At 71.1% G+C, this 17,836-nt stretch carries 14 protein-coding genes and 1 pseudogene; 6 read left to right on the top strand and 9 right to left on the bottom strand.

The genetic code is table 11. The features are described from left to right. Nucleotides 1–268: 268 nt before the first annotated feature. The 8 genes from ACFY2B_RS03995 to ACFY2B_RS03960 form a co-directional block, all read right to left on the bottom strand. Entirely contained in the window at nucleotides 269–2,089 is a 1,821-nt protein-coding gene (locus tag ACFY2B_RS03995) for a glycoside hydrolase family 2 protein (RefSeq protein WP_390761558.1), read from the bottom strand. Nucleotides 2,090–2,153: 64 nt separating this feature from the next. Beyond that, complete coding sequence (locus ACFY2B_RS03990) at nucleotides 2,154–2,768, bottom strand: hypothetical protein (protein ID WP_390761557.1); 615 nt, start codon at nucleotides 2,766–2,768, stop codon at nucleotides 2,154–2,156. A 6-nt stretch (nucleotides 2,769–2,774) separates the two neighbouring features. Next, entirely contained in the window at nucleotides 2,775–3,611 is an 837-nt protein-coding gene (locus ACFY2B_RS03985; RefSeq protein WP_390761556.1) for a carbohydrate ABC transporter permease, read from the bottom strand. Next, nucleotides 3,608–4,573: a carbohydrate ABC transporter permease gene (locus ACFY2B_RS03980; RefSeq protein ID WP_390761555.1), complete on the bottom strand. Its 966-nt coding sequence runs from the start codon at nucleotides 4,571–4,573 to the stop codon at nucleotides 3,608–3,610. The genes ACFY2B_RS03985 and ACFY2B_RS03980 overlap by 4 nt, the downstream gene beginning before the upstream one ends. Further along, a complete protein-coding gene (locus tag ACFY2B_RS03975) occupies nucleotides 4,570–5,910 on the bottom strand; it encodes an ABC transporter substrate-binding protein (RefSeq protein WP_390761554.1) in 1,341 nt (446 codons plus the stop codon). The genes ACFY2B_RS03980 and ACFY2B_RS03975 overlap by 4 nt, the downstream gene beginning before the upstream one ends. Before the next feature lie 190 nt (nucleotides 5,911–6,100). Continuing rightward, on the bottom strand, nucleotides 6,101–6,826 hold the full coding sequence (locus ACFY2B_RS03970; RefSeq protein WP_390761553.1) for a cupin domain-containing protein: 726 nt from the start codon (nucleotides 6,824–6,826) through the stop codon (nucleotides 6,101–6,103). Then, nucleotides 6,823–7,746: a PmoA family protein gene (locus ACFY2B_RS03965; protein WP_390761552.1), complete on the bottom strand. Its 924-nt coding sequence runs from the start codon at nucleotides 7,744–7,746 to the stop codon at nucleotides 6,823–6,825. The genes ACFY2B_RS03970 and ACFY2B_RS03965 overlap by 4 nt, the downstream gene beginning before the upstream one ends. Further along, entirely contained in the window at nucleotides 7,743–8,891 is a 1,149-nt protein-coding gene (locus ACFY2B_RS03960; protein WP_390761551.1) for a Gfo/Idh/MocA family protein, read from the bottom strand. The genes ACFY2B_RS03965 and ACFY2B_RS03960 overlap by 4 nt, the downstream gene beginning before the upstream one ends. Nucleotides 8,892–9,154: 263 nt before the next feature. Between ACFY2B_RS03960 and ACFY2B_RS03955 the strand changes: the two genes are divergently transcribed. After that, nucleotides 9,155–10,198 (top strand): LacI family DNA-binding transcriptional regulator, encoded by a 1,044-nt coding sequence (locus ACFY2B_RS03955; RefSeq protein ID WP_390761550.1) that lies wholly within the window; start codon nucleotides 9,155–9,157, stop codon nucleotides 10,196–10,198. 96 nt (nucleotides 10,199–10,294) lie between these two features. Here ACFY2B_RS03955 and ACFY2B_RS03950 read toward each other — a convergent pair whose 3' ends face one another. Next, nucleotides 10,295–12,241 (bottom strand): arabinofuranosidase catalytic domain-containing protein, encoded by a 1,947-nt coding sequence (locus ACFY2B_RS03950; protein ID WP_390761549.1) that lies wholly within the window; start codon nucleotides 12,239–12,241, stop codon nucleotides 10,295–10,297. Nucleotides 12,242–12,681: 440 nt separating this feature from the next. Between ACFY2B_RS03950 and ACFY2B_RS03945 the strand changes: the two genes are divergently transcribed. From ACFY2B_RS03945 to ACFY2B_RS03925, 5 genes and pseudogenes are all read left to right on the top strand, one after another. Next, a complete protein-coding gene (locus ACFY2B_RS03945) occupies nucleotides 12,682–13,752 on the top strand; it encodes a LacI family DNA-binding transcriptional regulator (protein WP_390761548.1) in 1,071 nt (356 codons plus the stop codon). A gap of 5 nt (nucleotides 13,753–13,757) precedes the next feature. Then, a complete protein-coding gene (locus ACFY2B_RS03940) occupies nucleotides 13,758–15,116 on the top strand; it encodes an ABC transporter substrate-binding protein (RefSeq protein ID WP_390761547.1) in 1,359 nt (452 codons plus the stop codon). 8 nt (nucleotides 15,117–15,124) lie between these two features. Beyond that, nucleotides 15,125–16,036 (top strand): carbohydrate ABC transporter permease, encoded by a 912-nt coding sequence (locus ACFY2B_RS03935; RefSeq protein WP_390761546.1) that lies wholly within the window; start codon nucleotides 15,125–15,127, stop codon nucleotides 16,034–16,036. Next, on the top strand, nucleotides 16,026–16,949 hold the full coding sequence (locus ACFY2B_RS03930; RefSeq protein ID WP_390761545.1) for a carbohydrate ABC transporter permease: 924 nt from the start codon (nucleotides 16,026–16,028) through the stop codon (nucleotides 16,947–16,949). Before ACFY2B_RS03935 ends, ACFY2B_RS03930 begins: the two co-directional genes overlap by 11 nt. Nucleotides 16,950–16,984: 35 nt before the next feature. Next, nucleotides 16,985–17,836, top strand: a pseudogene (locus tag ACFY2B_RS03925) (alpha-L-arabinofuranosidase); the annotation flags it as partial.

Below are 17,836 nucleotides of genomic sequence, written 5' to 3'. Positions count from 1 at the left end.
CTCAGCGCGGGCCAGTGGGGTGTCTGCAACAAGGACTACTACGAACAGAGCAGCACGAATTACTACGGCTACCCCGGAAGCTCGCTTGCCTGGCAGGCGTGCATCTACGACTCCGCGGCCGGAACCTGGCACGGGTGCTCCAACGAGGCGTCCGAAGTCAACAACGAGTAGCCGCTCTCCGCCGGTGCGTGTTGTAAGACCGTCGGCAGCACCGCCACCCCCCCCGTGCTCCCGCACCCTGGCGCGCCGGGTGCGGGAGCGGAACGCCTCATGCCTCGGGTAGGACCTGCCCGCGGGTCCGGGTGAGGATGGCGCGCAGGTCGGCGACCGGGATCTTGGGACGGCGGTCCGGTGTGAGCAGTCCGTTGGTCTCCTGCAAGGTGTCGGTGAACTGGGTGTAGCAGAAGCCGGCGAGATGGGAGTCCACCGCCGCCGCCACCAGGCCGGCCAACCGGTCGGCGAATTCCTGCTCCGTGGCCACCGTGTCGTAGCCGAACCACGCCTCCCCCTGCGCCGGCTCGAAGGTGGCCCCGCCGAACTCGCTGAGGACGATGGGCTGGCCCTCGTGCCGGGTGCCCGCCAGGGTCAGCCGCTTGGCGCCGGGCCACTGCTCGACCACCTCGCCCCGGCGCAGGGACGCGTGGCCGTAGCGCTCACGAAGCTCCCACGCGTGCTGGGTGTAGTCGTGCACGCCCCAGATGTCGGCGGCGGAGATCTCCCAGCCGTCGTTGGAGACGGCCGGGCGCGAGGGGTCCAGCGCCTTCGTCAGGTGGTAGAGGGCGTCCATGAAGTGCCGTTGCTCCGGGACGAGAGCGGGGTTCGGGACGGACCAGGACTCGTTGATCGGGACCCAGCCGACGATCGACGGGTGGCTGAGGTCGCGGGTGACGGCCTCGGTCCATTCGCTGATCACACGTTGGACGGTGGGTGTGCCGAAGACGTAGGCGGACGGCATCTCCTCCCACAGCAGCAGCCCGAGCCGGTCGGCCCAGTAGAGGAAGCGCGGGTCCTCGATCTTCTGGTGGATGCGCAGCCCGTTGAGGCCGATCTCCTTGGCCAGTTCGACGTCGCGGCGCAACTCGTCGGCCGAGGCGGACAGGTGGGACGCGGGCCAGTAGCCCTGCTGGAGCGCGAAGCGCAGGAAGTAGGGCCGGTGATTGAGGAGGAAGACGCCGTTGTCCCAGCCGAGGTCGCGCAGCCCGACGTAGGAGGTGACGGTGTCGACGGGCGTGTCGTCGGTGGCGTCGCTCAGCACCACCGTCGCGTCCGTCAGGTGCGGGCGCTCCGGGCTCCAGAGCAGGTCGTCGAGTTCCTGGCCGTGGCGCAGGGCGGGCACCGCGACGTCGAACACGGTGTCCTGGCCGTCGGTCAGGACCCGCTGCTCCGCCAGTACGCGATCGCCCACTGCCAAGCGGACCGTCGCCCGCAGGGGCCGGCTCGGCAGGCGGTTCAGGCGCAGTTGGCAGCGGACGCGGGCATGGGCGACGTCGGGCGTCCACTGCACCGCCGTCAGATGCTCGTCCGGGACGTCCTCCAGCCACACCGGCTGCCAGATCCCGGAGGTGCGGTGGTACCAGATGACATGGGGGTCCGGGCGCCAGTCCTGCTTGCCCCGGGGCTGCGCGGCGTCGCCCGGTTGGTCCTCGGCCCGGACCACGACGACCTGGGCGCCGTCCTGGTCGACGGCGTCGGTGAGATCGCAGGTGAAGCCCGTGTGTCCGCCTTCGTGCCGGCCCACCGGGTGGCCGTTCACCCAGACCTCGGCCCGGTAGTCGACCGCCCCGAAGTGCAGCAGGAGACGGCGGCCCGGGGCGGGCGCGGCCACCTCGACGGTGCGCCGGTACCACAGGACGGGGTGGAAGCCGGTGTCATGGATGCCGGAGGACTCGGACTCCGGCGGGTAGGGCACCGTGATGGTCGCGGTGAAGGGCTCGGTGGTGCCGGGGGCCATCCACCGCTCCGACCGGCCGCGGTCCGCGTCGTCGTGGGCGAACTGCCAGGGTCCGCTCAGATCGTGCCAGTCGGGGTCCCGGACGAGTTGCGGCCGCGGATGGCCGGCGGCGTCCAGGTGGGTGTGGGGCATGGGCATGCGGGAACTCCGGTCGTGTCGTACGCGGACGTTCTGGGGGCCAAGGACGGGGAGCCGCGGTGGGTCAGCCGGAGCTGTGGCGCGGCGCGGAGCGGATGTCCACGACCGTCGCGGCGAAGGCGAGCGGGCCGGGCAGCAAGGGGATCAGCAGCGGTATCGACCAGGCGAGGAGCCCGGCCAGGAGCACGCCGGCCGCCAGCAGGAGGGTGCCGCGCGGGTCGGCGGCCGAGCGGAACAGCCCCTCGCGCACGGACAGGCGGTGCGGATCCTGCAACGCCGTGGCGCGCAGCGCCACGACGGCGGTGCCGAGGACCAGCAGGACGAGCGCGAGGGCCACGGCGGGCGCTCCGGGCAGCGCGCTGTCCAGCAGACCCACGTCGATCAGCAGGATCACCACGAGCACCGGCGGCAGCAGTCCACCGGCCAGGGAGGCGACGGACAGGCGGGCGCGCAGGTGCGCGAGGTACGCGGCGGCCCTCACCGGTGCGCCGTGGCCGGCGGCCGGCCGCAGCGTCGCCGACGCGGCGGCGAACGCGGCGGGCGCCGTGACGACCGGCAGGCACGCGGCGCTGGTGAGCAGGCCCACCAGCAGCATGTCGGCGAAGAGGGTGAAGCCGTTGCCGAAGACCTCGCCGGGTTCCCGGCGGCCTCGGGCGGCGGGGGAGGAGACCTGGGTCATGTGTCGTCAGCCCTTCAGTCCCGAGGTGGCCACGCCCTGCACCAGGTAGCGCTGGAAGACGAAGAAGAACAGCACGATCGGCAGCACGGAGATGACCGACATGGCGAACATGGGGCCGTACGCGGAGGTGCTGGACTGGTCGACGAAGCTGCGCAGGGCCAGGGTGATGGTGAACTTGTCCGGCGAGAAGAGATACACCATCTGGGTGAAGAAGTCGTTCCAGGTCCAGATGAACGTGAAGATGGCCGTGGTGATCAGCGCGGGCCGGGTCAGCGGCAGCGTGATGGCCCAGTAGGTGCGGAACGCACCGCAGCCGTCGATACGGGCCGACTCCTCCAGTTCGCGGGGCAGCCCGCGCATGAACTGGACGATGAGGAAGACGAAGAACGCCTCGGTGGCCAGGAACTTGGGCAGGATCAGCGGCCAGTACGAGTCCAGCATGCCCAACCGGTTGAAGATGATGTACTGCGGGATCAGGACGACGTGGTGGGGCAGCATCAGCGTCGCCACCATGAAGCCGAACATCGGCCCCCGCATGCGAAAGCGCAGCCGGGCGAAGGCGTAGGCGGCCAGTGAGCAGGACAGGACGTTGCCGACGACGGCACCCGCGGCGATCAGCAGGCTGTTGCCGAGCAGCCGGGTGACGGAGACGCCGGACACACCGTCCAGGGCGGTCGTGTAGTTCGACCATTCCAGGTGGCTGGGCCACAGGTCGAGGCTGGTCACCACCTCGTCGGCCGGTTTGAGCGAGGTGGCGAGGAGCCAGGCCACCGGATAGAGCAGGACGAGCAGGCTCACGACGGCGATCGTGTGCGGCAGCCATCGTCTGGGGGCGAGGTTCATCGTCCCTCCTCGTCCGCGTAGAAGACCCAGGACCGGGAGGTCCTGAAGAGGATCAGGGTGACGATGCCGATCACGATCAGCAGCATCCAGGCCATCGCCGCGGCGTAGCCCATGTGCGAGGCGGTGAAGCCGCGCTCGTAGAGGTACAGCGTGTAGAACAGCGTCGAGTCGGCGGGACCACCATTGCCGCCGCTGATCGCGAAGGCCGGGGTGAACACCTGGAAGGACTGGATGGTCTCCAGCACCAGATTGAAGAACACGACCGGGGACAGCATCGGCACGGTGATGGAGAGGAACTGCCGCAGGCGGCTCGCGCCGTCCAGCGCGGCGGCCTCGTAGAGGTCGGGCGAGATCTGCTGCAACCCCGCCAGGAAGATCACCATGGGGGCGCCGAACTGCCACACCGTCAGCAGGACGACCGCGTACACCGCCAGGTCCGGGTTGCCGACCCAGCCGCCGGCGTGGATGCCGACGGCGTCCAGCACGTGGGACACCGAGCCGCCGTCGTTGAACAGCGCGCGCCACACCAGGGCGATGGACATGCTCGCCCCGAGCAGGGAGGGCGCGTAGAACGCGGAGCGGTAGAAGGAGCGACCACGGCCGAGGTTCTTCAGGAGCATCGCCACGCCGAGCGCGGCGGCCAGCTTGAGGGGCACGGCGATCACGACGTACAGCAGGGTGGTGCCGACCGAGCGCCAGTAGCGGGGGTCCTCGGTCAGCATCTCGGTGTAGTTGCGCAGGCCCACCCAGTGCGGCGGGTCGAACAGGTTGTAGTCCGTGAACGACAGGTACAGGGACACGGCCATCGGCAGCAGGGTCAGCACCACCGCGCCGATCATCCACGGTGAGAGGAACACGAAGGCGGGCCACTGCTGTTCGCGTCCGCGGCGGCGCCTGGCCGGCGGCCGTGGTTCCTGCGTACGGCCGGCGCGCGCGGGCGCCCTGGTCGACACCGTGCTCATGACCTCAGCTCCCTGTTGGCCTCGTCGATGAGTTCGCGCGCCGCCTGCCGGGGGGTGGCGAGCCCGAACATCACACGTTGGTACTCCCGGCCGAAAGCGGTCTTGATCGCCAGATCGCCCCGCGGGGGCGCGGTCGGCGGGGCGCTCAGGCCGTATTTCTCCATCTTCACGGCGTACTGGTAGATCTCCAGCTCCGGTCCCTCAAGGGTCTTGGCGACGCGGCCGGCGACCGTCCGGTTGGGCGGTGTGGACCGGGTGAAGCCGAGGACGTCGCCGGCCCGCAGGTCGTTGACGAGGAAGTCGACCAGCTGGGCCGCCTCCTTGGGATGCGCGGTGTGCGCACCGACGCCCACGAGCATCGACGGCTTGAAGTACGCGCCGGCGTGGCCGTCGGTCGTGGGCACCGGCGCGAAGTGGGTGCCGTCGCCGAGCAGTGCCGTGTACCCGGGGAAGGGTGCGTCCCAGGTGAAGTCGGCGGCGGCGAGGCCGCGGCCCATGGGGGAGGTCTCGGTGCTGTTCGCCTGTGCCGTGTCCCGGGCGGCGGCGACGGCCCCCTGTCTGCGGAGTGTGTCGAAGAACGTCCAGAAGCCGGTGAGGTCGTCCTCGGTGAACCCGAGGCGGGTCTGGCTCGCGTAGAGCTGCCCGCCGCGGCTGCGCAGCCAGTCCTCGAAGACGTCCTCGTTGCCGCCGCCGTCGTTGGCACCGGTGACGGGCCGTCCGTCGGGGGATCTGAGCCGCAGGCCGGCGATCCTCCTGTTGTCCTCCGCCCACTCCTCCCAGGTCCAGCTGGGCCGGGGCGTGGGGATGCCGGCCTTCTTGTAGAGGGCGGAGTCGTAGGCGTATCCGGTGATGCCGCGGCCCATGGGCAGGGCGTACTGCCCGTCCCGGTAGCTGCCGGTGCGCAGCAGTCCCGCGTCCAGCTCGGAGGTACGGATCGTGCCGTCGTCGATGGCGTCGCCCAGCGGCAGGATGGCCTTGCTGCCCGCGTACTGGGAGATCTGGCGGTAGTCGAGCTGGACCACGTCGGGCAGGCCGCCGCCGGCGGCCTGGGTGGCCAGCTTCTGGAGGTACGACCCGAAGTCCGCGTTCGACGTCTGGACCTTGACGCGGGGGTGTTCCTTCTCGAAGAGACGCACGGCCTGTTCGGTGCGCGCGGCACGGTCGTCGTTGCCCCACCAGGAGAACCTGAGGGTGACGCCGCCGGACGTGCCGCCGCTGGCGGCGGAACAGGCGGAGAGTGCGGGGGTCAGGGCGGTGCTGAGACCGACGGCGGCCGAGGCCAGGACGGTACGGCGGCTCAGAAGTCGGTGCCCGCCGCTTCTTCGGGGCTCGGGCATAGGGATGCCTTCCGGAGGGGCGTGGATAAGGGAACGGGGTGAGGGGCGGGGGAGTGGTGGGGCAGGGGAGTGGCGGGGCCGGCGGCCGGGTCCCCGGCCCCCGAAGGGGGCAGGTGGCCCGGCCGGGCCACCGGGGGCGGGCCCCCGGGGGCGGGCCCCCGGGGGCGGGCCCCCGGGGGCGGGCCCCCGGTCAGGTTCCCGGGTAGACGTCCAGGCGGCCGCACATGCCGAAGCGTCCTTGCACGGTGGCTCCGGTGGAGACGACCCGGGCCTCGGTCAGATGGCGTGCGTCCTGCCCGCGCAGGGCGTCGAGTTGGGCCCCGGTCGCCCGCGCGGCGGCGAGCGCGCCCTCGCGCCAGCGTTGCTCCCACGCGTCGAGTCGGGGTCGTACCAGTTCGGCGGCGGCCCGGTGGAAGTCGGCGAGCGGCTGCGGGTCGCCGCTCTCGGTGGCGTCGCGCAGTTGAAAGAAACGGCGGGTCGCCAGGTCCCGGCGGGCGCGTGCGACCTCCTCCTGCTGGGCCTCGGAAACGTCGGTGGGGATGCGCACCGCGCCCGCATACGTATCGGGGTCGGCGAGGAGGTCCTGGGGCAGGGTGAGCACCGCGTCGCCGGCCTCGGGCAGGCCGCTGTTCTGCATCACGACGGTGATCTCCAGGCCGCCTTCGTTGGTCAGGCGGTGGATCGTGCCGGGCGTGAACCAGGCCACGGTGCCCGGCCCGAGCGGGCTCTCCCGGTAGCCGGAGGTGGTCAGCGTCTGCACCGTTCCCCGGCCCGCCGTCACCACGTACCCCTCGCTGCACGTGAGGTGCAGGTGCGGGGTGCCGCCGCCGGGCCGGCCGTCGAGGGTGGGCCAGTCGTACACCCGCAGCCGGGACACCGCGACCGCCCCGGGGAAGCCGTCGTAGGTGGCGCTCACCAGGCGTGTCCTCGTACGTGTGCGGCGACCCGGCCGCGGTCCCAGGCGCCGTCCGCGACGGTCACGCGGTAGCCGCGGCTGAGGGTGTCGCCGGGGGCGAGGACGAGTTCCTCGTGGAACGCCCAGGACGGCGCGACCGCCGCGAAGGGGTCGCTGCGCACGAACCAGTGCGCCGGGTGCGTTCCCTTGTCGCCCAAGTGGTCGTTGCCCGGGGCGTGCTCGAAGATCATCGTGGCGTGGCCGTCACGTCCGTCGTGCTCACCGACGTATGCCAGCCAGTCCGCCTGGGTTCCCATCAGGTCCCCGCCGTCGGCCTCGGCGCTGAAGACCTGTCCGTCACGGAAGGCCCGCGGCCCTCGCCAGAACAGGCCGGTGTAGCCGGCCGCCGGGCGCCCGTGGGTCGTCGGACTGCCGAAAAGCAGCGGTTCCTGGCGCCGGTTGACGACGGCGGAGGTCCAGGTCAGCGACCAGCTCCCGGCCTCCGGGTCGACCTCGGACACTTCGAGGCGGCGCTCCTCCTCGGCCCAGAGTTCCCCGTCGTGGGGGTGCCAGGTCAGCCGCTCGGCGATGACGGCGCCCCCGCCCGCGGCGGAGACCTCCTCGAAGGCGACGTGCGCCATCGAGCCGACCTTCTCCGGCAGGGCGACATACCCCTCGCCGTGCACATAGGTGTTGCCGCCCCAGAGGTTCTGCCCCGACAGGTGGGAGGCGGTCAGTTGCAGGCCCTTGTGCCACCGGTGGTCGTTGGGCCGGTAGTCGGTGACGACCGCCCCGGAGAGGGTGCGGATCGGGTGCAGGTAGGGCTTGGGGGCCTCCCAGGCGGCCTCGGGCCGGTACACGTAGGCGAACAGCTCGGTACCGGTGGCCTCGTGGGCCACGGTGATCCGGTCCCCGTGGGCGTGGGTCAGTGCCAGGGTCATGCGTGGTCCTCTTCCTCGCGGGAGTCGGCCGGTGCCCAGCCCGGGGCACCGCCGTGCAGCTCGGTGTAGTAGGGGTCACCGGGACCGATGTCGCCCGCGCGGACCGGCGTGCCGGCGAACGCGGACTTGTACAGGGCGGTGATGAACTCCAGCGTCCGCCGGCCTCCCGGACCGCTGGTGGCATGGCGTCGGCCGGCCTTGATGTCGGCGACGAGGGCGCGCAGTTGGGCGAGGTGTGAGCTGGGCTCGTCCGCGCCGAAGTCGCGCCAGCCGGCCGCGGTCGGCTCGGGGACGTCCGGAGCCGGGGTGATGCGCCAGTCCGCGTTGCGGTAGCCGTACAGGTGGGTCAGTTCGATCGTCGCCAGCTCGCAGTCGATACGGATCCGGCTGACCTCGTCCGGGCTCAGCACGCTGTTGACCACCGTGGCGACGGCGCCGTTCTCGAAGCGGACCTGTGCGGTGGACACGTCCTCGGTCTCCACGTCGTGGACGAGGCGGGCCGCCATGCCGTGCACCTCGGCCCACGGGCCCATCAGGTCCAGCAGCAGATCCGTCTGATGGATGCCGTGGCCCATGGCCGGGCCGCCGCCCTCGGTCGCCCAACGGCCCCGCCACGGCACGGCGTAGTAGGCGGCGTCCCGGTACCAGGTGGTCTGGCAGTGCGCCACCAGCGGCCGGCCGAACGCGCCGCCGTGCAGCAGGCGGCGCACGTGCCGGGCGCCCGAGCCGAAGCGGTGCTGGAAGACGATGGACGCGTACGGGTCCGCGTCGCCGCCCTTCTCCGCGGCCTCGACGGCGTCGTAGTCGGCCAGCGAGGGACACGGCGGTTTCTCGCACCAGACCCAGGCCCCGGCGCGGAGCGCGGCCACGGACTGCTCCCGGTGCACGGCGGGCGGCGTGCACAACACCACGAGGTCGGGACGTACTTGGGCCAGCATCGCGTCGAGGTCCGTGCTCGCGTGGGGGATCCCGAACTCGTCGGCGAACGCGCGCACGGCGCGGCCGTCCACGTCGACCGCGGCCACGACCTCCGTCTCCCCCTCCGCGGCCAGCGTCCGCAGGGCCGGGAGATGGCTGGAGCGGGCGATACCTCCTGTGCCGACCACGGCTGTGCGCAGCGGCGCGTTCGAACGATGCGGAGACATACGGTCCCTCTCGTGAGGCAGGCAGGGTGGAGTGCGGCGGTTGGCACGACGGCGAGTGGCAGGCGGCCGTGCCCCGAGGACCCCGGCCGTCGTCCCGACTGCAACGGCGCCAGCAACCGCTTGCTAGCGGTTCCAACGTTGTAACTGCCGTGTATCCGGGCGGTCAACCCTCTGTCCGAAAACAGCGGAAGCTCGTCAAGATCGCTGACAGACGCGGCTCGGGCGTGCATAATCGCGGGAAAGGCGAGTGAGGGGACCGTTCGGTGGCAGCAGTGACACTCAAGGACGTGGCGGAGCGCGCGGGGGTGTCGATCAAGACCGTTTCCAACGTTGTACGCGATGCTCCGCGGGTGTCCCCCGCCACGCGGGAACGCGTGATGAGTGCCGTGCGGGAACTCGGCTACCGGCCCAACCCGTCGGCCCGGCGGCTGCGCACGGGGCGCAGCGGCCTGATCGCCCTCGCCGTCCCGGAGCTGACCACCCCCTACTTCGCGGACCTCGCCCACCACGTCCGGACGGAGGCCACCGCACTCGGGCTGACCGTCCTCATCGAGGAGACGCTCCGGGACCCGGCGGAGGAACTGCGCCTGGCCACCGGCGTCGGCGCGTCGCTGCTCGACGGCGTGATCCTCTCGCCGCTGCACGTCACGACCGCCGAACTCGCCCCGGTCGCGGACGAGTTCCCCCTGGTCCTGCTCGGCGAACGCAGCTACGAACCCGCTGACCTGGTCGTCGACCACGTCCTCATCGACAACGTCGCCGCGGCGCGGGACGCCACCGCGCACCTGGCCGGTCTCGGCCGCACCCGGATCGCGGCCATCGGCGCGGACCGGAAGGCATCGGCGACCAGCCGGCAGCGCCTGGAGGGCTTCCAGCAGGCGCTGCACGCGGCCGGACTGTCCTTCGACCCGCGACTCGCTCCTTCCGTCAAGGAGTTCGACCGCCACAACGGCCTGCTGGCGATGCGCGCGCTCATCGAGCTGCCCGCACACGTACGGCCCGACGCGGTCTTCTGCTTCAGCGACACGCTGGCCGTCGGCGCACAGCGGGCCGTGCACGAGGCGGGCCTGAACGTCCCGGGTGACATCGCTCTGGCGGGCGTCGACGGGTCGGAGGAGGCGCTGTACAGCACACCGTCCCTCACGACCGTCGTCCCCGATCTGACGGCCGTCGCCTCCCTGGCCGTGAAGTGTCTGGCGGCCCGCATCCGTTCGGAGAAACGCCTGCCGTTCGAGGTGCACGTGGCCCCGCACTGGCTGGAGGAACGGGAGTCCACGGTCGGTGGCAGACGACCGCTGGCGCCTTGAGGCAGTTCCCCTGGGCGGGTCGGCGGCGTATACGCCCGGTCCTCCGCGCGTCGGGCGGACCCCCGGGAGGGTCCGCCCGACACGGGGCCGTTCGGGTCAGCCCACGGGGAACTTCTGCGCCGCGGTCCCGTCGCAGTCGTGGATCTGCAGCCGGGTGCCGTTGGCGGTGGCGCCGCCCGTGGCGTCCAGGCAGCGTCCGGACTGCGGGTTGAGCAGGGAGCCGTCGGCCTGCTGCACCCAGACCTGGCCGCCCACCGCGGTGTTGCAGTCGTAGAGCTGTACGGGCGTGTTCTGCGCGGTGGCGTTGCCGGCCACGTCCAGGCAGCGTCCCAGCGTGGTCAGCCTGTTGGTGGAGGTGTGCACCCAGTGCTGGTCCCGCGCGTAGGACTGGCAGTCCCACAGCTGCGCCGCGGTGCCGTTGCCGCCGTTGTCGTCGCCGCTCACGTCCACGCACTTCTTGGCCGGGCCCGCGATCATCGAGCCGCCGCCGACGGTGAATGCCTGGGCGGCACTTCCGTCGCAGTCGTGGATCTGCAGCCGGGTGCCGTTGGCGGTGGCGCCGTCCGGCGCGTCCAGGCAGCGCCCGGACTGCGGGTTGAGCAGGGATCCGTCGGCCTGCTGCACCCACTTCTGCCCGCCGACCCCGTTGCAGTCGTAGAGCTGGATCTGCGCGTTCTGCGTGGTGACGTTGCCGACGACGTCCATGCAGCGGCCCAGGGTGCGCAGCGAGCCGTCGGCGTCGTGGGTCCACCGCTGGTCGGTGGAGCCGCTCTGGCAGTCCCACAGCTGGACGGCCGCGGTCTTGCCGGCCACGTCGTTGCCGGTCACGTCGACGCACTTGCCGCCGGGCGCGGCGATCGTCGACGGTGCGACCCCGGCGGTGTCTCCGGAGTAGCCGGCGCCGACGATGCTCGACTGGACGGCGTCGTCGGCGGCGTCGGACGGGTAGCCCGCGGTGATCGCGCCCTCGAAGAAGGAGCCGACCGCCCTGTTGCTGTTGTCGCCCCCGGTGCCCAGCACGATGGATCCCTCCTGCTTCATGGGCGCGTAGCCCGGGGGCAAGGGGCCGTTCCACCATGTCGTGAGGGAGCCGGACTGGGAGTTGCCGCCCTTGAGCGCGAAGGCCGTCTGGCCGTTGTTCTTCAGGAGCGCCGTGACGAAGGGGCTGGAGTTGCCGCCGTTGGTGCTGTGCGCGTTGGTGTCCGCCTGGAAGATGCCGTTCTCCAGGTCGGCCTGCACCCACGGTCCGGTGCCGGTGCAGGGACTGCAGGCGGGGATCGTGGACATGTTGAGCGCGTCCATGTGGCCGGCTCCGGTGTCGTTCGCGACCGCCTCGACATTGCCGAAGTCGAAACAGCAGTCACGGTCGACGTGCGTGCCACTGGTCACCATGTACATGCCTTCGGGCTGCCCGTTCGTGGCGACGCCCGAGCCGACGGGATGGCGGTACCCCATCCCCGGCGCGATGTAGACGCCGTACGCCGAGTGCCCGTTCACGGTGACGTGCAGCGCGTTGGCCAGGGCACCGACGTCGGCGGCACCGGCGGTGCCCGCGCCGGCGATGGGCAGGTCGTTGTGGCGCGGTGACTGGTCGTAGATCTCGCTGATGACGCACGCGGCACCGGTGCAGAAGGCGTTCTGGGCCCCCGCGTCGGCGTAGCCGCCGGGCGCGAGCAGCCCGATGTCGAGCTTCGCGCCGTCCTGCACCCGGGTGACCTGGTACAGGCTGCCGTCGTACGAGGCGTACAGAGCGCGGACGGTGCTGAAGGCGCCCACGCAGGGCGTGCCCGCGTTGCCGTACACGTCACAGGGCAGGGAGTCGGCGGCGGTCGCGGGTCCGGTCACGCCCAGCAGCAGGCCGACCGTCAGGGCCAGGGCCCCGCAGAGGGCGAGCAGGGCGCGCCGGGATCGTCTCAGTGCCGAGCGCAAGCGGACTGGTGGTGGGTGTTCGGTCATCGTCGACCCTTTCTCCGTCGGGAGCCAGGCGGTACGGACGTCCGCGGTGAGGACGCGGACGTGCGGGCGCGGCGGGTAGAGCGCCACGCGCACGTGGTGGTGAGGAGCGGGCGATCTGCGGCGAGCGGCAAGCCGGCGGCGGCCTGTGCCGCGCGGGCGCCGAACCGGTGCTCATACGATTCAGCGGATTTGAAGCTAGAGACGCCGGGTCGGGCCGTCAACCCCTCGTACCCGCCGGACCGTCCGCGAACTCGGCCCGGACAAAGGTGCTTCCAGAGGCTTGACGAGGTGTTCGCGGGCACCTACCGTCCAAGACGCTGAAACGTTGCAGCACTTGATCGACCCCTTTCCTCCGGCCGCCCGTCCAGATGCCGGGCCCTGCCGCGCCCACGATCGCCGTCCACGGCGGGAGACACGGCGGGAGAGGCGGAAAGGGGCGCCGCATGACGGACACGGCCAGGAATCGACTCACCGGAGGCAGGACGACCATGACGGCTGCCGGACGTGCCAACGTCACACTCAGGGACGTGGCGACGGCCGTCGGGATCTCGCAGAGCGCGGTGTCCATGGCACTGGCCGACCACCCGCGCATCAGCGAGCCGACGAAGCAGGCCGTGCGCGCCGCCGCGGCCCGGCTCGGCTACGTGCCGAACTCCGCGGGGAGGACGCTGCGCGCGGGACGCTCGACGTCCATCGCCCTGGTCGTCCCGCAGACCGGCCAGCACGTCTTCGGGCACCCCTACTTCATGCACCTCCTGGTGGGGGTCACCGCCGAGGCCAACGCACGGGACGCGACGCTGATGGTGTCGACCAACCCCGACGAGACCCACGGCGTGGCCGCCTACGAACGGGTGCTGCGCTCGCAGGCCGCGTCGGGGGCGATCGTCGCCTCGGCCTCGATCAGCGACCCGAACGTGAAGCGGATGGTGGACGCCACCCTGCCGGTGGTGCTCGTCGGACGGTTCGCGCAACTGCCGCACGCGGCGAGCGTCGGCGCCGACGAGACCGCGGGCGCCGCCGCCATCACCCGCCACCTGGTGCGGGACCATGGGCTGACCCGTATCGCGCACATCAGCGGACCGCTCGACCACCAGACGGCCGTGGACCGCTACGAGGGCTTCCGCGGCGCGCTCGCCGACTCCGGGCGGCCCTGCACCCACACCCTCGCGGTGGGCGACTTCAGCGAGGAGTCGGGGCGGGAGTGCGCGCGACAGGTGCTGGACAGCATGGCCGACCTCCAGGCGATCTTCGCCGCCAACGACGAGATGGCCTACGGCGCCATGCTGGAGATCCGCTCGCGCGGGCTGCGCATCCCCGAGGACATCGCGCTGGCCGGCTACGACGACTTCGGCGTCTCCCGGCTGACCACCCCCGGCATCACCACCGTCCGCGTACCGGCACAGGCCCTCGGACGCACGGCCGCGACCGTCCTCTTCGACCTCCTCGACGGCACGGCTCCCGACCCCGCCCACACCGTGCTGCCGTTCGACCTCGTGATCCGCGATTCCTGCGGCAGCCACCCCGACCGGACCGCCGCGGGAGACGGCCCCGTCGCCTCTCCCGCCCCGGACCACCGGTCACCGGACCAAGGGGAATGATCGGCATGAACGTCAGCAAGAGACGGCACATCGGCTCTGGAGAACACGTCAGTCACCAAGGACACGTCGGCCGCAGGCGACACCTCAGCCGCGGCACAGCGGCCACGGTGGTGGCCACGACCGGTGCGTTCGCACTGCTTCTCGCCGGCTGCGGCGACAACGGCGCGAGCGACGGTACGTCCGCCGACGGCGTGGTGAACCTGACGATGCTCACCGGGTTCACCGGGCCCGACGCACCGTCGTACCAGGCGCTGGTCAAGCAGTTCAACGCCTCCCATCCCAAGATCCACGTCACCATGACGGCCGAGCCCTGGGCCGCCATCGGCCAGAAACTGCCCGCCGCGTGGGCCACCGGTCAGGGCCCCGACCTCGCCACCCCCAGCTCCGACCCCGGCGCGATCTACACCTACGTCAGGACCAAGTCGGCGCTGCCGCTGGACTCCGCGGCCGGCACGGGCGCGCACGGCATCGACTCCGGCGCCTTCCCGCCGGCCGTGAAGTCGGCGTTCACCGTGGACGGCAAGCTCTACGCGGTGCCCGCGAACATGGCCACGCTGGTGCTCTACTACAACAAGCGCATGTTCTCCGCCGCGGGCATCACCGAGCCGCCCGCCACCGAGGCCGAGTTCGTCGCCGACGCCACGAAGCTCACCACCGGGCCGGGCGACCGGCCCAGCCAGTACGGTCTCTCCCTGGCGGACAACAACACCATCCAGATGTGGCCCGTCCTCCAGTGGATGAACGGCGGCGACATCGTCGACGCGGACGGCTGCGCCGTGGTCAACAGCCCGGCGAGCATCGACGCGCTGACCAGGTGGAGCCGGCTGGTCCACAACGACCACGTCAGCCCCGTCGGCCAGGCGGGCGCCGACGCCGACACGCTGTTCGCCTCCCAGAAGGCCGCGATGGAGATCAACGGCCCCTGGGCCGCGGCCGGTTTCAAGGCGGCCGGTGTCGATCTCGGCATCGCGCAACTGCCCGTCGGCTCGGCCGGACCCGTCACCCTGGCCTCGACCGCCCCGCTGATGATCGAACGCACCACCAGGCACGCCGCGCAGGCGAAGGAGTTCCTCGCCTGGTACACCGGCAGGACCGCCCAGACGCGGTTCTCCGAGATCTCCGGGTTCCCGCCGGCCAGGACCGACCTCGGCGGCGCCGTCTCGGGCAATCCCACCACCGCCGAGTTCGTGCAGGCGCTGCCGCACGCCAAGCTCTACCTCGCCGGTCAGGCGAACGCCACCCGTATCGACACCGACGTCTACGTCCCGCTCATCCAGAGGATCGAGCGCGGCGCCGACGTCAAGTCCGCCGCCGCCTTGGCGGCGAAGACGATCGACTCGCTCACCGGATGCCACAAGGACTGAGCCCCACGATGTCGAGCCCTCCCCTCGTCCCCGCCCGCCCGCGCGCCCGCACCCGGCGCCCGCGCCTCAACAGCGCCTACCTCTTCGTCCTCCCCAGCGTCGTCCTCATCGGCGTCTTCATCGCCGAGCCGATCGTCCAGTCCGGCTGGATGAGCCTGCACGACTGGATGATCGGCGACTCCCACCACCCGTTCGCCGGTCTGGACAACTACACCGCCCTGTTCCATGACTCGCGGTTCTTCAATGCCCTGCGGGTGACGGTGGTCTACACCCTCGCCGTCACCGTCGGGCAGACGCTCATCGGTCTGGCGATCGCCTCCCGCCTGCGACGGACCACCTGGTACACCGCGCTGCTGCGCACGGCGTACTTCTTCCCGTTCATCGCGTCCCTGGTGGTGAGCGGAATCGTCTGGAAGTTCCTGCTCGACCCGCGGGTCGGGCTGGTCGATGCCTGGCTGTCCAAGGCGGGCGTCACGCCCCCGGAGTGGCTCCAGTCGACCTCGCTCGCGCTGCCGACGGTGATCGCCGTGGGCATCTGGAAGAACGTCGGCTTCACCATGATCGTATTGCTGGCGAGCATGCAGCAGACCCCGCCGGAACTGTACGAGGCGGCGGCGATCGACGGCGCGGGGCCATGGCGCCGCTTCTGGCACATCACCCTCCCCGCCCTGCGGCCGGCCCTGCTGTTCACCACGCTCATCGCCACGGTCACCGGACTGCAACTGTTCGACCTGGTCTTCGCCATGACCGGCGGCGGGCCGATCTTCCACACCGAATCGGTGGTCATGTACCTGTACCAGAAGGGTTTCGTCGAATTCCAGATGGGCTACGCGAGCGCCATCGCGTGGGTCCTGTTCGCGGTCATCCTCGTGATCTCCGCGCTCCAGCTGCGACTGTCGAGGTACCGCGATGTCGACTGACGCCTTCCGGCCCCGTGCCGCCCCGCGCACCGGCGGCTTCCGCGCCGACGGCCCCGGCTCCCCGCGGACCGCCCGCCTGCTGTCCGCGGGCCGGTTCCTCGCCCGTGGCGGCGCGGCCGTCTCCTGGATCGTGGTCACCGCCGGCGCGCTCGCGACGATCGTGCCGTTCCTGTGGATGCTCGGCGTCGCGTTCCGCACCAGCGCCGATCTGTACGCGGACCCCGCGCGCCTGCTGCCCGCGCACTGGACCCTGCACGGTGTCGACGCCGTGCTCCACCAACTCCCGTTCGGCCGGCTCCTCGTCAACACCTTCGTCTTCGCCGGCGGTTCGACCCTGCTCCTGCTGCTGTTCGACTCGATGACCGCGTTCGCCCTGGCGCGGCTGCGGTTCCGCGGCAGCAACGCGCTGTTCCTGCTGATCCTGGCCACCTTGATGGTGCCCTTCCAGGTCACTCTGGTCCCGGTCTTCCTCACCCTGTTCCACCTCGGCTGGCTCAACTCCTACCAAGGGCTGATCGTGCCCCGCGCGACCAGCGCGCTCGGCATCTTCCTGCTGCGCCAGTTCTTCAGGCAGCTCCCCCGTGAGCTGGACGACGCGGCGCGGATCGACGGGGCGAACGACTTCACCCTGTTCTGGCGGATCATCCTGCCCAACGCCAAGCCCGTCCTCGCCTCCTTGTTCATCATCCAGTTCGCCGCGCTGTGGAACGACTTCCTGTGGCCCCTGGTGGTGGCGAACAACATCAGCATGCAGACGCTGCCGGCCGCCCTGACGGTGTTCTCCAGTCAGTCGGGCGTGGACCACGCCGCCCTCATGGCGGGCGCCGCGATCTCCCTCAGCCCCCTCGCCGTCGCCTTCCTCGTCCTCCAGCGCCACTTCGTCCAGAGCGTCGCGACCACCGGTATCAAGTGACCTTCCGCCCGTTCGTAGAGAAATCGGAGCCAGGTGTGTTCACCTGCACTGCAACCATCGACCCCGCTTTCACCATCGCGCCGGTGCCGCCGCGCCTGTTCGGATCGTTCGTCGAGCACATGGGACGCTGCGTCTACGGAGGGGTCTACGAACCAGGCCACCCCGAGGCCGACGTGGACGGCCTGCGGCTCGACGTCATCAAACTGACCCGGGAGCTGGGCGTCAGCACCGTGCGCTACCCCGGCGGCAACTTCGTCTCCGGCTACCGGTGGGAGGACGGCGTCGGTCCCCGCGCGGACCGCCCGGCCACCCTCGACCTGGCCTGGCGGTCCGTCGAACCGAACACGTTCGGTCTCAACGAGTTCATGGCGTGGGCACGGCAGACCGACATCGAACCGATCATGGCCGTCAACCTCGGCACCCGAGGCGTGCAGGACGCCTGCAACCTCCTGGAGTACGCCAACTTCCCGGGCGGAACCCACTATTCCGACCTGCGCATCGCCCACGGTGTGCGGGAGCCGCACCGCATCAAGACCTGGTGCCTGGGCAACGAGATGGACGGCCCCTGGCAGATCGGGCAGAAGACCGGCACCGAGTACGGCCGGCTGGCCGCCGAGACCGGCAAGGCCATGCGGCGGATCGACCCGACGATCGAACTCGTCGCCTGCGGCAGTTCCAACGTGCGGATGCCGACCTTCGGCACCTGGGAGGCCCAGGTCCTGGACGAGGCGTACGACGTGGTCGACTACATCTCCCTGCACGCCTACTTCGAACAGCACGGCGACGACCGGCTCGGCTTCCTCGCCTCCGCGCAGGTGATGGACTCCTTCATCGAGGGCGTCGTCGCGACCTGCGACCACATCGCGGCCAAGCGGCGCTCCCCGCGC

The sequence above is a fragment of the Streptomyces sp. NPDC001270 genome (genome assembly GCF_042896695.1).
Lineage (GTDB): Bacteria > Actinomycetota > Actinomycetes > Streptomycetales > Streptomycetaceae > Streptomyces.
This window is presented reverse-complemented; position numbering and strand designations above follow the sequence as displayed.